Below are 15,128 nucleotides of genomic sequence, written 5' to 3'. Positions count from 1 at the left end.
AGGTTTGAGCAACAAGACTCTTCGATGTTGTATCCGTCTCCGATAGCGTTACGGCTAATGCGCAATTGGCCTGGACATTAAGTACGGTAATAATGGGATCAACCACGGGGTCAATAGCGATCAACAGGATAATGGCGACACTGCTAGGTAAACCTAGCGGGTCGAGAATCATAGCGATCATGCTCAATGCTACCATGCTGGGCGCACTTGACGAAGCGAGTCCGGCTAATATTGCACCAACTAAAACCATAATAAGCTGATCGAAACCTAGCTCAGTCCCATAAATTTGCGCGATAAAAATGCTGGAAATTGCAAATTGCAATACGGAGGCGGGCGGGTTGATAGTCATCCCCAACGGAATAACCAAATCGGAGACATTTTCGTCCACTTTCAGGTTGTCTTTTAATGCCCCTAATGCGGAAGGGATAGTGGCAAAGCTGCTCGCAGTACCCAATGCTACTACAAGCGGTTGCCGTAGTCCGGCTAGTGTTTCCAGATAAGACAGCCTGTGCTTTAGTTTCCACCAAATGATCAAGCTATAGACAATCATGGTGGCTATACAGGAAATATAAATGTATTGAATGAGCTTGGCTGTCGCCCAAACAATATCCATACCCACGTGAGCAATTTGCCCGGCAAATAAACACAGCAAACCGAACGGCAACAGATGCATCATCCAGCCGATAATATATAGAAAAATATTATAGAAAGCATTAACTACTACCAAAGCGGTTTTACTGGCTTCAGTATTCACCATACCCATACTGACACCTGTCAATATGGAAAAAAATAGAATGGCTAAGGTGTCTCCTTTGCCTAATGAGCTAAATATATTCTCGGGTATCATTGCTTGTATGTAGGTAAACATACTGGGCGGTTGCGCTTGCGTTTCGATAACGGCACTGTGTTCGGATTGATGAATGGTTTTGCCCAGCGTAACTTGGGCTTCATGTTGCAATCCATCGCCAGGATGTCCTAAAACTCCAAATAACAATCCAATGCAGCTAGCAATTATCAGCCCGGTAAACAGAAAGCCAATTAATCGGGTAAGTTGGCTCTTTTTTATGCCGGACACAAACAAATTACCTAATCCGGAAATGACGGCTGTCATCAGCATAGGCAACACCAGCATTTGTAATAATCTCAAATACAGTGTGCCTAACGGGAGTAATCGGTTAGCCAACTCTTTGTCAAAGATGCCTATGACAGCGCCTGAAAAAACACCAATAAAAATCAGCCAAGGACTTAGCAGCCAAGACTTTTTCGGCCTATACGGTTCTTTCCACAAAGAAGATAAATTGATTAAATTCATTATTTTATAAAGTATGAGTGTTTCTTAAAATTTTCTGACAAATTTTTATTTTAAGTCAGAATATTTGGCTTTTAGTTCTTTAAAAAAATTGTTCCTGGATTGTTCAATAGACAAATTTAACCACGACAATAAATGGTTATCTTGCCAATGTACTGCGATAGCTAAAGTGTCTTCACTTCGAGTTATAAAATCCGATTTTAAAAATAAACTGTCTTCAGGATGTAGTTTGTTCCAGTTCATCACTTCTACTTCGTCATAAAGAAAAGCCAACAACTTTGAGTTCTTTGTGTCTTCAATGCCTTGCGCCAAGGTGGGATAGCTTACGATGGTGGCTAATGGGAATATTTTTTTAGCGAAGTCCACATAGGAGCTGCCTTTTAATACGCCGATTTCAATACCCCCCTGATTTAATAGTAATTCGATTTTTTTAAAATCAGGATGATCTTTGTAAGCGGACAATTTCAACCGATTAACAAGCAAAGCCTGCCTAAGCGACCAATAAGGTGTGGTAAAACTAACAGTAGTAGCTCTCTCTAGTGTGTCGCTTAGTGAGCTTAGTCCAATATCCGCTTTTCTATTGGCGACTGTTTGAACTATTTCATCAAAAGTTTTTGAGTTTCTATTCAAGGTCAGTTTAACGCCCAACTTTTCAGCGATGTCTCGCGCAATTTCAATATCGATACCCTCCAATTCGTTGCTGCTATTACGCATGCAGAAAAGCGGTACATCTTCATAATACATCGCAACAACCAACTCGCCGCGCTTTTTAATGCGCGCAATATCAGGCGGCATTGCGCCGAAATCATCGGCACGTACTCCCGTTATTATAAAAATCAATAATAAGAAAATATTAAAACTTAAATGACGCATAGACCATACCTTGTACCCACATTTTATTGCCGCCGCTAAATACTTGTTTGCCGCCCTCATCAGGTATGAAAGTTTCAATGCCCGCAGCTAAATCAACAGTACTGTTAACGGACCAATCGGCGACTAAATCCACTTCATTGCCATGATGGGACGATTCTACGTTCCACACCTGAGGATCATCGAATTTATAATTCAGGTAAATCAAATTCATAGTCACTCTTTCGATAGGGGTGACGACGAGTCTGGTGGTATTTGTAATAAGATCGGTGTTATCGAAAATAAATTCGCCGTTCATTTCGCCTTGAAACCAGGTTCCCCATGTTTTAAAGCCAAAGTTCATAAAGTCGAAACCTTTTTGCATAATGGCGTAGCGGTAACTTAACGTAGGCTGCCATGGAATTTCAGCAAATTTATATTCAATTTGTCCAAAGCCGCCTGATACTGTCTTGTGTCCCATGTCACCGTACCAATATAAGGTAGGTGCTTGGGGATCTACATCGGTAAATTTGTTGTTTACCTGATAAACGTATTCCGTGCTGATCGATAAATCGGGTAATGCGTTTGGCAACGGTTTAAAATCAATTCGCACATCATAAGCGTCCGTCTCGGCCGTCAGACTACCGCCATAGTCATCATCATTGATATAACTAAACCCAAAATTAGCAAGATCTTGATAGTTATATTCTATATTCATCCCCGTATATCTTTTTCGATTATCCGGATTGCGAGGATGGTTCTCCAAATAAAACCCCTCCAGTTTAAAGCCGTTGGTGTTGATACGTGCAATCATGGTATTGATGAAAACTGTTCTTGACCCTATCCAGTACGAACCACGGAAGCCGCCATCATCAGTGCCATTTGCCAGCAACAGCCCCGTACCTAATTTATAGTCTTGTGACCCTGCTGACAGATCGATCGCATTTTCACCCAATTGACCAAATAATGTTCCAGAACGCCAACCTACATACATCTGCTCGCTCATCATCCAATCCTTATAATCAGGATAAGCGGCAAAATCATCCCTTGTTGAATGTGGTGAGCCTCTAAAGGTTATTCCCGATGGATCATGCCCCAGCATGGCGCTGTAAATCATACTAAAACCGCTATACAGTTGGCTGCCCTTCGGCAAATTGATGGCTCCCTGAATATTGGGCTCTATGGTATGTTCCCAGTAAATATCGCTCAGTTGATAGGTAGGGTCTCCCGAACGGTTATTAATTTCTCCCAAACTCGCCATTTGTATCTGTAGTCCAGCCGACAGAAAACCATATTCTCCATCATAAACCGTATATTCAGCATACGTCATGCTCGTGTAACCCAGCACGATAAGGCCGATGGCAAAGCGGCGCATATTTCTAGCTAGAAAAGATTTATTTTTCATCGTCTGGTGTGAGTGCCGCGCTATAACCGGGTTTAATCACTGTCCACTCTTTGCAAACATAATTTGCCGGTAATTCATTAGGAAGAGCAATATCCTGCAGCTCTTGTGCAGTCATATCAGCCACCGAACTATTTTCTATTTTGTAGGGAAACGGCATATAACCGACGAAGTCGCGGCTCAAAGTAACCATTTGTTCTAAGCTGCCGGGATGCTGTTGTTCCCATGCCAATGCGGAAGCATGTACAGCCAGCATTTTGTCGATTAATTCTTTATTTGGGATTGGGCATTTACGGTGATCGGCCACTAAAAATTTTGTGGCATTTTGATTAGCAGGAAAAAGTGGATACCAAGAGCAATCTATTGGTTTTAAATCGCCCTTCTTGCAAGGACTGGAACATACAACATGAGTGTTATTTTCAAAACTTAAATGGTCGCGCTTTAGGCTTTGTTGTATAGCCAACTCGTATTCGCCAGGCAATAGCATAATCCAGTTGCCGACGCTAAATTTACAACAGGCATAACCGCAAAGACTTTGTCTTTTCGTACAAGAAGGCAGTACTCCATCTTCTTTTAAAACTGTTTCCCCAGTATTAACCATGATAAATGTACATTATTGTTATTATTCCATTGATCATGAATATCCCAATGGTAAAAGGTTTATAATTTTTATTATCTTACAATACCATGCTTTTCTTATTGGAAAGAATGGCTAATGAAAATCAATAGGTTATATATTCATTTCCTTTGAAGCAGCATCATTGCATCGAGGAGATAAGTATAAATACTTATTTTAGAGTAGTATATAATAGTTGGTTTACAAATTTGAATAGTCGCCCAATAAAGGCAAATTGAGAGGTATTTTGCCGGGAACTCAAAGTTAACAATAAATTAGGGCTGCATGGCAGAAAATAATAATAATCCGCTGACTCCTTTGCAGAAAGCCTTTTTGGCGATTGAAAAGTTGCAGGCCAAGCTGGATCTTTGCCAGCGCTCTTTGACTGAGCCGATTGCAGTGATCGGCATGGCTTGCCGTTTTCCGGGCAAGGCCGATTCAGTCGATCAATACTGGCAAATGCTACAGGATGAAGTGGATGCGGTAAGCCTCATCCCCAAGCAGCGTTGGGATCATTCGTTGTTTTACGATCCAACCGGAGAAACACCGGGCAGCACCTATGTGAATGAGGCGTCGTTTCTGGAGCAGGTGGATGGCTTCGATGCCGAGTTTTTTTCCATTCCCCCACGAGAAGCCAATAGCCTCGATCCACAGCAACGTTTATTGCTGGAGTTGGCTTATGAGACCTTGCAAGATTCCGGGATTGCCAGCAACCGGCTAAAAAACAGTCAAACCGGCGTATTCATCGGTATCGGTCAACAGGATTATCTACATTTACTGCGCGAATCGGCAGACACTACTGGGGCTGAGCTTTATACCGGTACCGGCAATGGCTTTTGTTTTGCTTCGGGCCGGCTGTCTTATCATTTAGGTCTGCAAGGGCCTAGCTTTTCGATTGATACCGCATGCTCTTCTTCTTTGGTGGCCTTGCATCAGGCGTGTTTGAGTCTGCGCGCACAGGAATGCGATTTGGCGTTAACGGCGGGGGTACAGTTGATGCTTTCCCCGTCTGCATTTGTGTTGATGTCGACGTCTAAAGCATTGGCTAAAGACGGGCGTTGTAAAAGTTTTGCCGCCTCAGCCGACGGTTACGGCCGTGGTGAAGGCGCGGGGATGGTTGCGTTAAAGCGCTTGTCCGATGCGCAATGCGATGGCGATAGAGTGCTGGCGGTTATTCGCGGATCAGCGGTCGATCATGACGGTCGGAGCAGCGGTTTGACGGTGCCTAATGGCCGCGCCCAACAGATTTTATTGAGGCAGCTATTAAAATCGGCCCATACCCAAGCGGATGAGTTAAGTTATGTGGAAACACATGGCACCGGGACATCGCTAGGCGACCCTATCGAATATAAAGCGCTGGCCGAGGTGTTGCGCAGCCAAAGTAAAGATCCTTTATTGCTGGGATCGGTTAAAACCAATATAGGCCATTTGGAAGCGGCAGCAGGTATTGCCGGTTTGATTAAATTGATCTTGGCGATCAAAAAGGACAAGATTCCTGCCAGCCTGCATTTCGATCAACCCAATCCGGCTATTCCCTGGCAGGATTATCCGATTAAAGTTGCCGGACACGCTTGTGCTTGGCCGCAACCAGGCAAGCTTAGAGTGGGGCTAGTCAGCTCATTTGGTTTAAGCGGGACTAATGCTCAGGTATTGGTGGCGGAAGCAAGTGAGACCGGTTTCCCGGCTCCGATTGAAGGCAGCTATCTATTCAAATTGTCGGCCAAATCGGAACCTGTGTTGCGGGACTGGCTGCAACAACACCTTAATAAATTAGCAGACATTAAACCGGAAACACTGGCTGACTTTTGTTTTAGCGCCAATATCAGCCGGGATGATTTTCCGTTACGAATAGCGACGGTAGTCGATGATGTAGCAGAATTGCAAAGTTTCCTACAGACGTCATTGGCGCAAAACCAATGGCAGTCAACGGATAAAGCCAATGTTGCGCCGGTATTTTTGTTTGCCGGACAGGGCAGTGTTAAGGCGGGTGCGGGCTTGGCTTTGTATAACACGCAACCGGTGTTTAAAGCCGGTTTAGCGGCATGCGATGACGCATTAGCAAAACAAGGACACCTAAAAGTAACAGAGCTGCTGTATGGCGAGCAGGCAGAGACACTACTTAAAGAAACGGAGCACGAACAAGTCGCTTTATTTGCGTTGCAATACGCTCTGGCCAAGATGTGGTTATCCTGGGGCGTTAAACCGGCGATGCTGCTCGGGCATAGCGTCGGGGAATATGCAGCGGCCTGTATTGCCGGAGTATTCGATCTGGATGCGGCGCTGCAATTGCTTTGCTGCCGCGGCAGGTTAATGCAGGCGTTGCCGGAAAACGGCGCTATGGTTGCCGTATATGCCGGGCAAGAGCAAGTCCAAACTTTATTGCAGGGCGTGACATCAAAACTGTCTATTGCCGCCGTTAACGCAGACGAACAGGTTGTCGTTTCCGGTGATGGCGAGGCGATGCAGGGTTTTATTGGGCAGGCACAAAAACAAGGTTTGCTCATAAAAGCTTTGCCGGTTAATCGAGGTTTTCATTCGCCGCAAATCGATCAAATTTTATCGGAATTTAAAGTCTGCCTGAGCCTGATCAGTTTTAATAAGCCGCAATTTCGTTTTATTTCCACTTTGACCGGGCAGCCGGAAGTTGAAGCATTAACCGGCGTTGATTACTGGCTGCAACATGCCAGGCAACCGGTATTGTTTAAACAGGCATTAGCGACGGCCGAGCAACTGGGAGGCAATTTTTTTATTGAGTTGGGTGCCAGACCGATACTCACAGCATTGGCGCAACAAGCTTCCGTCACTGCATTTTGTTCGCTAGAGTCAACAGGCAATGACTGGCATGCCAGTCAGCAAGTTGTAGCGGCTTTGTACCAATCGGGTTATCAGGTTGATTGGCCCGCCTTTTATCAAGGCCGGCGTAGAGCGCTGATGAACTTGCCTAACTATCCTTGGCAACGGCAGCGCTACTGGTTTACCCCAGCTGGGGCAAAGACAGCTATCGGGCCGGATTTAAGCATTCATCCGATGCTGCAACAATCTATCAAATCGCCTTTATGGGCCGGCGATTTGTATCAGGGCAGAATCAGTTGCCGACAGCTACCTTTTTTGCTGGATCATAAGGTGTTCAATCAAGTGGTGGTTGCCGGAGCCTGCCATTTGTCGGCCCTGGCGGCGGCAGGCAGGGAAATATTTACCGGCAAAGCGTTTAAAATTGCAAATATCGAGTTTATCGAAGCCTTGCAGCTTAAAGAGCAGGAGCAGCGTTTATTGCAAGTCGGGCTGACTTCGGCGGGCGATCGTCAGTATCAAGTCAAAGTCATTACCCTGATCGATGAACAGCGTGCCGATTTTACAGAGCATATGCAGGCATTAATGACTGAAAGCCCGATCGGCAGCCCGGCTTTATTTAATGCGGCTGAACTTCAGCAGCAATGTCCCGAACCTATCGATGTGGAAGGTTTTTATCAATTACTGACCAACCAACAGGTGCAATTGGGCGACAGTTTTCGTTGGTTTAGGCAGATGTTAAAAGGGCGGCACCAAGCTTTGGCGCGGATTCGCCCGCTTGATGTGGCTGATAAAGCTTTTGGCGTGCCGCCCGGTTTAATCGATGCCTGTTTCCAATTATTGGGTGCAGCAGTGCCGGAACAGTACACCCAAACGTACATTCCAGTTGCGATCGATCAATTGCAGTTGGCGGCTGAAAACAGGCTGGGCGATTTATGGTGTTATGCCCGTTTGGATGATGACGCGATAGGCCAACAAGGCTTCATCAGAGGACAAGTAACGCTGTTTAACGATCAAGGCCAAGCTCTTGTCGAGTTATCCGGCATTACCTTGCGTAAGGCCGATCAAAAAGCAATGCAGCAGGCTCTGCTGCTGGAAAAAAATGTTTATGAGGTTGAATGGGTAAAGATTGCTGCAACAGCGGATCTTAAAGCTGAGCCGGTTACAGACCGTTGGCTGGTGGTCGGACAGGCGCTAGCCCGAACGGTTGCCGAGACTGCCGATTGGGCGCAATGGCTGAGTCTGGAAGATTTTATCCGCTTGGATCGGCATCAGGCTCAAGGGGTGATGCTGTGTCTGGATACGACGCAGCCAGGAGCGGATAGCGTAGCTAAGGCTCAGCAAAACGCCGAGAGTTTATTGCTTTACTTACAAAAAATCATAGCAAAGCCGGAGCTGAACATTGCCGTTGTCAGCCGGCAAGCCAGAAAGGCTGTCGAACAGGATTCAATCGATCCGGCGGTGGAATTAATATCCGGAATGCTCCGTAGCTTTAATCATGAATATCCGTTAACCCCGTGCCAGTGGCTGGATTTGGATCAGTCCGAAGTTTCGGTCGACCAAATTGTACAAATTCTGAAAGCCGAGTCGGCGGAAACTGAAATCGCTTTGCGCTCAGCCAGCCTGTATGCGCCCAGATTACACGCAGCCCAGTTTAAACAGCTCGAACAAGTCAGTTGGCAAGGAACTTATTTACTGACCGGAGGCTCCGGCGCTCTGGCTTTGCAAACCGCGCAGTGGCTGGCGGAAAAAGGCATCGGCAAATTGATTTTAATGTCGCGTAATGGCCTGCCGGAAGCGGCTAAACAGCAACTGGCGGATATTGAGCGGCTAGGCATTAAAGTCATTGAAGTTAAAGCCGATGTGGCGGATGCCGAGCAAGTTAAATCGGTGTTGGAACAATATGGCGCTGATTTGCGCGGCATTATTCACGCAGCCGGGGTCTTGAATGACAGCGTAATCGCCAATCTCGATTCGAAACAGCTGGAACAAGTGCTGACGCCCAAAGTGGCAGGCTTATGGAATTTGCATCAATACAGCCAAGGGCTCAAGCTGGACTGTTTTATCGCTTACTCGTCGATTGCGGCTTTATTGGGCGCTCCCGGCCAAGGCAACTACGCGGCGGCCAACAGTTTTATGGATGCGTTTATGCAGTGGCGGCAGCAACAGAGTTTGCCGGGGCTGAGCATTAACTGGGGGCCTTGGGCCGGGGCAGGGATGGCGGATGTGCAGCAGGACAACAATCTGGCTTTGTCGGGCATGGCCAAATTAACCGCCGGACAATCGTTCGCTTTTCTTGACCAAGTACTGGCCCAGCCTCAATCGGCGCAACTGGGTTTGTTCAATGTCGATTGGCAGCAGTTTAAGTTTAACCGTTCATCCCTGACCAAAGCCTTGCAACCGGTTAAGCAAATCGAGCAGCCATTCTTATCCGAACAACTAAGTGCTTTGCCTATAGCGCAGCGCCAACGGTTCTTGCGCAATTACTTGATCGAACAAGTGTCTGCGGTTTTGGGGCTGACGGACACAGGGCAACTAGCCACTGGGACCGGCTTTTCCGAGCTGGGCATGGATTCATTAATGACGCTGGAGTTGAGGAATCGTCTGCAAAAAGCGGTCAATATGGCGCTGCCATCGACGCTGGCGTTTAAGTATCCCTCCGTTGACGAGTTATTGGATTTTCTGATAACCGACATCTTTTCCGGCCTTTTTGCCGAACAGGCAAAACCGGAAGATTTACCCAAAGATGAGCCGGAAGACGATATTGCGATGCTGCTGGAGCAGGAGTTGTTAAAACTGGAAAATGGACAGATCGATGGCTGAGCAGGATAAACAACAGGCCTTAATGCGCAGGGCGCTGGACGAATTGCGCGAGTTGCGCAGCAAGCTGGCTCAGTACCAACAAGCCGAGCATGAGCCGATTGCGGTTATTGGGTTGGGTTGCCGGTTTCCGGGCGGTTGCGATTCGCCGGAGGCCTTATGGCAGTTCTTGTCCGAAGGCAAAAACGCTCGCTCGGAAGTGCCTGCCGAGCGTTGGCCGTTGTCGGAATATTACGATGCAAAGCCGCAAACTCCAGGCAAAATCAGCAGCCGTTACGGCGCATTTTTATCCGACATTGCCGCATTCGATGCCGACTTTTTTGCGATTGCCGCCCGCGAAGCGGAACAGATGGACCCTCAGCAACGCCTGTTGCTGGAAACCAGTTGGCAAACATTCGAGCGCACCGGCATTCATCCAAAAACCTTACGCAACAGCCGCGGCGGTGTTTTTATCGGCTGCATGACCCAGGAGTACTCCGAGTTAATCAAGGATGAAAAGGCTATCGATGTGCATACCGGAACCGGCAATGCGCCCAGTCTTTTGGCCGGTCGGCTGGCGTACTATTATGGTTTGCAAGGCCCGGCTATGGTCATCGACACGGCCTGCTCCTCATCGTTATTGGCCGTGCACCTGGCGGTTAAAAGTTTACGCAGTAAAGAAATAGATATGGCTCTGGCCGGAGGTGTTAACCTGCAATTATCGCCTCGTGCAGGCATCACTGAAAGCCAGGCGATGATGCTGGCGGAAGACGGTTTATGCAAAACCTTTGACGATAAGGCCGACGGCATCGGCCGGGGCGATGGCGTAGGATTGGTCGTGTTAAAACGCCTATCTGATGCTTTACAAGCAGGCGATCCTATTTGCGCGGTCATTAAAGGCAGCGCCGCCAATCACGACGGCCGTAGCAGCGGCTTGACCGTGCCCAGCGAGAGAGCTCAGGAAGCGGTGCTGAAAGCGGCATTGGCGGATGCTGCGCTAAGCCCGTCGCAGGTTGGTTATATCGAAGCTCACGGCACCGGCACATCTTTAGGCGACCCGATTGAAGTTAGCGCGCTAAGTAGCGTTCTCGGTCAGCGTTCCGACGATAATCCGTTGTACATCGGATCGTTGAAAACCAATTTCGGACATACCGAAGGTGCGGCCGGGATCGCCGGTTTTATCAAGGCGGTATTGATGCTGCAAAATAAAATGCTGCCGCCGCACCTGAACTTTACCACGCCAAGCTCTCATATTCCCTGGCAATCGATTCCGATTAAAGTGCTCAAGCGGCTAATGCCCTGGCCGGTCGCAGAAGGGCAAAACCGGGTCGCGGGCGTCAGCGCTTTTGGCTTAAGCGGCACCAATGTTCATGTTCTGTTGGCAGAATCGCCTGAGCAGGAAACAGCCGATCAGACGGCCAGTGAACTTGCCTTGCCGTTAAAGCTTTCCGCAAATAGCGCCGGTTCACTAGCGAAGCTTGCCGGTTCCTATCAAACATGGCTGCAACAGCATGACTTAAGTTTAGACTCGGTGTGTTATCAGGCAGCTAAAGGGAGAGCCGATTTCAACGAACGCGCGGTGATAGTCGGGACAAATAAAAAACAATTCGAGCAGGCGTTATCGGCTTTGTCTCAAGGCCTCACTTATGACGGGTTATATATTTCCGGCAAAGCGCAGCAAAAGCCTAAGCTGGCTATGATTTTTAGCGGCCAGGGCTCGCAATATCCCGGTATGGCTCAGGATTTGTACCAGCGTTGGCCGGTTTTTAAACAGACAATCGATCAATGCGCCGAATACCTGCGCGAGCTTTTGGACATGCCGCTGCAAAGCTTGTTATTTGAAAGCAGCGAGCAGCAATTGCAACAAACCTGCTATGCGCAACCGGCAATTTTTGCGGTTGATTATGCGCTGTACCGCTTATGGCAATCCTGGGGCATTGAACCGGATGCCGTGATGGGACACAGTCTGGGGGAATATGTCGCCGCTTGCGTGGCCGGTGTGCTCAGCCTGGGGGAAACGTTGCAATTGGTTGCTGCCCGTGCGCAAATCATGCAGCAAGCTCCGGGTCAGGGCGGTATGCTGGCTGTCTCTGTCGACGCTAAGCGAGTAAGCGAATTATTGTCCGGTGATTTACAGGAGTTGGATATAGCGGCGATTAATTCAGCGCAGCACTGTGTCTTATCCGGACAGAAACTGCTGGTCGATCTGGCTCAACAGCGACTTGAAGAACAAGGCATTAACTGTACGCCGTTGCAGGTTTCCCATGCATTTCATTCGAGGCTAATGGAACCCGTTTTACCTGCGTTGCAGCAGAAATTAGCCAAGGTGACTTTCAGTAGACCCTTCATGACATTAATCTCCAATAGTACCGGGCAGGCGGCAGGCGATGAAATGTCAACGGCCGCGTATTGGCTGCAACACTGCCGCGAACCGGTATTATTTGCCGAGGGCATTAAGTCTTTACAAGAAATCGGTTGTACTGCGTTTTTGGAATGCGGGGCTAAACCGGTTCTATCGCCGATGCTATCGGCTAATGCTGTCGAGTCCAAGCAGGTTTTTGCCAGTGTGCGGCCTAAGCAAGCGGATAGCTTGTTGCATTGCGCGGCCCAGTTATATGTCGGTGGCTTTGATTTAGATTGGCAACAGGTTTTTGTTGAACCACCCAAAGGCGCGCGTCCGGTGTTGCCGGTTTATCCTTTCTCCGGAAAGCGTTATTGGTTGCCGGATCAGGCTTTAAAATCGAAGCAATCGGATAATACGCAAAAACTGCATCCATTAATGCATAAGCGTCTGGATTTGGCAGATACCAAAACTGTTTATTTTGAATCCTGGCTGACGCCGCAAGCGCCGGCTTATTTGTCCGAACATCGGGTGTTTGGCCTTGTATTGATGCCTTTGGCGGCATTGCTCGAAATGGTCTTGGCGGCAGCGCAGCAGCTGGGTAAAACTACCGCGTTAAGCCTGAAAAATATTAGCATAGAGCAGCCTTTGATCCTGTCTCCGGATGAACCAACGCACATTCAAATTCAAGCGCGCGAAAATGCGCAGCACTACCAGCTCAGTATTTTTTCCCGTGTCGGCGATGCGTCCTGGCAACGCCACTTAACGGCTGAAACCGATGTTCTGGAACATACGGATTTATATGCGCCGACACAGCGCGATTACCCGCAAAGCTTAGCGCCGGAACGGCTTTATCAGCAGTTTCAGGAAAGGGATATTGTTTACGGCGATACCTTTAAAGTGCTTAGCCAAATTGACTTTAAGCCTCAGTCGGCATTAACACGCCTTAAGGCTATGCCTGTTGAGCTCGGCTACTCGCTCCATCCGGCAGTTTGGGACGGCTGCATGCAAACCGCCGGAGTGGCGCTGGGCGAAACCGAAGGCGATAAAACTTGGCTGCCGGTGTCTGTAGAGCGCATTGATTTTTATCAATCGACTAAACAGGATGCGGAATGTCATGCCCAGGTTTCAGTCAGTGGAGCTAATGCAAGCAAAGTCGATATCGTTTTAAGTTGCTCGGGGACGGTGTCCCTGAAAATGCAAGGAGTCACTTTTCAGCCCGTGTCCGAACAGGCTTTAGCGGCTTTGGCAAATAAAAAACTGGACACTTGGCTTTATAAACCGGATTGGCAATTGCTGAATGAAGCCGACTTAGTCCGTCAGCCGGATGATGAATATATTTTTTGTATAGGGACTGAAACGGCTAAGCAGTTAATCGCTAAATTGCAGCGCAGACAATCTCAGTTAACCTTGGTCAGCCCGGAAAATTTGCAGGATCAGAGTTATTGGCAAAACCACAAAACGGCCGGTTTAAATGCGCATCTGGTTTATTGCGCTCAGGACTTTATTGGGAGCGACAGCAGTGCCTGCTTGGGTTTTTTGGCATTGATTCAGGCAATAGAAAAGCAGTCTATTCCCGTTAAAGTCACACTATTAACTAATAATGCCGCCGCGATTGATAATGTGCCTGTCTGCCCAAAGCAAAACGCAGTCGTCGGCCTGCTAAAAACCGCGGCGCTGGAATTTCCTCAGCGGCATTGGCAGATGCTGGATGTCGCCGATATGAATGTCGTCGATGAAGATTTATTGGCTATCGCTTTATCGGGCCTAGCCAATGAGCAGCAGTTGGCCTTGCAAGCCAAGCAATGCTATGCGGCCAGATTGATGCCTTATTCAAGGGCGCAAAGCGAGCAGACTGTACAAATTGTTAAGAACAAAACGTATCTCGTAACAGGCGGTTCCGGTGCGTTGGGTTTTGCTGTGGTTGAGCTGCTGGTCAAAAACGGCGCAGATTGCGTTGTCATTGTCAGTCGCAGCGGTTTGTCCGGCATTGCCGAGTCAAAACTGCAACAATTGATTGCACAGGGTGCCAGAGTTGTCGGCGTGGCGGCCGATTTGGCGCAACAACAAGGCATTGATGCTTTGTTGGAACAATTGCAATCATTACCGGCTCTGGCGGGCGTCGTTCATGCAGCCGGGGTATTAAATGACGGCGCTTTATTGAATATGACCCAGGCCGATTTCAACAAGCCATGGTCGGCCAAAGTTAATGCTTTGCAACTTCTGGATAAAGCGCTATCCGCCGAGACTTTGGATTTCTTTGTCGTGTTCTCATCATTGGCCGCTTTGACCGGCGCACCGGGACAGGGCAATTATGCGGCTGCGAATGCCTATGTCGATGCTTTAATGCTGAACAGAAAAAGCAAGGGTTTGCCCGCATTGACGATTAATTGGAGCGGCTGGAGCGGTGTCGGTATGTTGGCGGATGCCGAAGCGGCAATGTCCGAGAAAGGCTTCGATCTTATTCAGCCTGCCCAAGGTTTGGCTTTGTTCGAGCGCCTGTTAAGCCAGTTTTTACCGCAAGTGGCTGTAATGCCGGTGCGCTGGCCCGAGTTTTTTGCGGCTTTGCCGTTTAAAGCGCCTAATTTTTATCAACCGATGCTAACAGCGCAGACGGATAAAGACGATAAGCAAACAGGCGGTTTAATCCGGCAATTAAATCAAGCAGGTCTTTCTCAACGGCTGACAATACTGGAGCAGGCTGTGCGCCAACACATTGCCCAGGTACTACGTAACCCGGACAGTGCGAATCTGGCTATCCGGCAACGCCTGTTCGATATAGGTTTTGATTCGTTATTGGCAATGGAATTTACCCGTAAATTAAATCAGGCTTTGGATCTTCAATTGCCCTCGACGCTGTTGTTCGATTACCCTACAATTGAGGCTTTGCTAAATTATCTGAGTCAGCAGTTGCTCGTCGAATTTACACAAGAAACGGAATCGGCGGCAGATAATTTGGACGATTATTCAGAGCAGGAACTTTCGGCTTTACTGGAACAGCGCCTGGCCTCCATGGATTGAA

The 15,128-nt window shown here is 48.1% G+C and carries 6 protein-coding genes; 2 read left to right on the top strand and 4 right to left on the bottom strand.

Annotation, left to right across the window (positions count from 1 at the left end; genetic code table 11):
• The 4 genes from EPO18_RS17940 to EPO18_RS17925 form a co-directional block, all read right to left on the bottom strand.
• Nucleotides 1-1,312, bottom strand: a 1,312-nt coding sequence (locus EPO18_RS17940; RefSeq protein ID WP_292435728.1) for a dicarboxylate/amino acid:cation symporter, incomplete at its 3' end; no start/stop codon positions are given.
• A gap of 45 nt (nucleotides 1,313-1,357) precedes the next feature.
• On the bottom strand, nucleotides 1,358-2,182 hold the full coding sequence (locus EPO18_RS17935) for an ABC transporter substrate-binding protein (protein ID WP_292435725.1): 825 nt from the start codon (nucleotides 2,180-2,182) through the stop codon (nucleotides 1,358-1,360).
• On the bottom strand, nucleotides 2,163-3,563 hold the full coding sequence (locus EPO18_RS17930; protein WP_292435723.1) for a hypothetical protein: 1,401 nt from the start codon (nucleotides 3,561-3,563) through the stop codon (nucleotides 2,163-2,165). The genes EPO18_RS17935 and EPO18_RS17930 overlap by 20 nt, the downstream gene beginning before the upstream one ends.
• The gene (locus EPO18_RS17925) at nucleotides 3,553-4,161 is read right to left on the bottom strand and encodes a hypothetical protein (protein ID WP_292435721.1); all 609 of its coding nucleotides are present in this window, start codon (nucleotides 4,159-4,161) and stop codon (nucleotides 3,553-3,555) included. The genes EPO18_RS17930 and EPO18_RS17925 overlap by 11 nt, the downstream gene beginning before the upstream one ends.
• Nucleotides 4,162-4,461: 300 nt before the next feature.
• On the opposite strand from EPO18_RS17925, the gene EPO18_RS17920 reads away from it, so the two are divergent.
• Nucleotides 4,462-9,789 carry a type I polyketide synthase gene (locus tag EPO18_RS17920; protein ID WP_292435719.1) on the top strand — a complete coding sequence of 1,776 codons (5,328 nt, stop codon included), beginning with the start codon at nucleotides 4,462-4,464 and terminating at the stop codon, nucleotides 9,787-9,789.
• Nucleotides 9,782-15,127 carry a type I polyketide synthase gene (locus EPO18_RS17915; protein ID WP_292435717.1) on the top strand — a complete coding sequence of 1,782 codons (5,346 nt, stop codon included), beginning with the start codon at nucleotides 9,782-9,784 and terminating at the stop codon, nucleotides 15,125-15,127. The genes EPO18_RS17920 and EPO18_RS17915 overlap by 8 nt, the downstream gene beginning before the upstream one ends.
• Nucleotide 15,128 lies beyond the last annotated feature (1 nt).

This window comes from Methylobacter sp. (assembly GCF_004322395.1).
In the GTDB taxonomy this organism is placed as follows: domain Bacteria; phylum Pseudomonadota; class Gammaproteobacteria; order Methylococcales; family Methylomonadaceae; genus Methylobacter_A.
The sequence above is the reverse complement of the archived record's forward strand: the minus strand, read 5'-3'. Positions and strand labels throughout refer to the sequence as shown.

Coding starts and splice junctions, on each gene's coding strand:
- EPO18_RS17935 (WP_292435725.1), bottom strand. CDS start 2,182: ATGCGTCATTTAAGTTTTAATATTTTCTTATTATTGATTTTTATAATA.
- EPO18_RS17930 (WP_292435723.1), bottom strand. CDS start 3,563: ATGAAAAATAAATCTTTTCTAGCTAGAAATATGCGCCGCTTTGCCATC.
- EPO18_RS17925 (WP_292435721.1), bottom strand. CDS start 4,161: ATGGTTAATACTGGGGAAACAGTTTTAAAAGAAGATGGAGTACTGCCT.
- EPO18_RS17920 (WP_292435719.1), top strand. CDS start 4,462: ATGGCAGAAAATAATAATAATCCGCTGACTCCTTTGCAGAAAGCCTTT.
- EPO18_RS17915 (WP_292435717.1), top strand. CDS start 9,782: ATGGCTGAGCAGGATAAACAACAGGCCTTAATGCGCAGGGCGCTGGAC.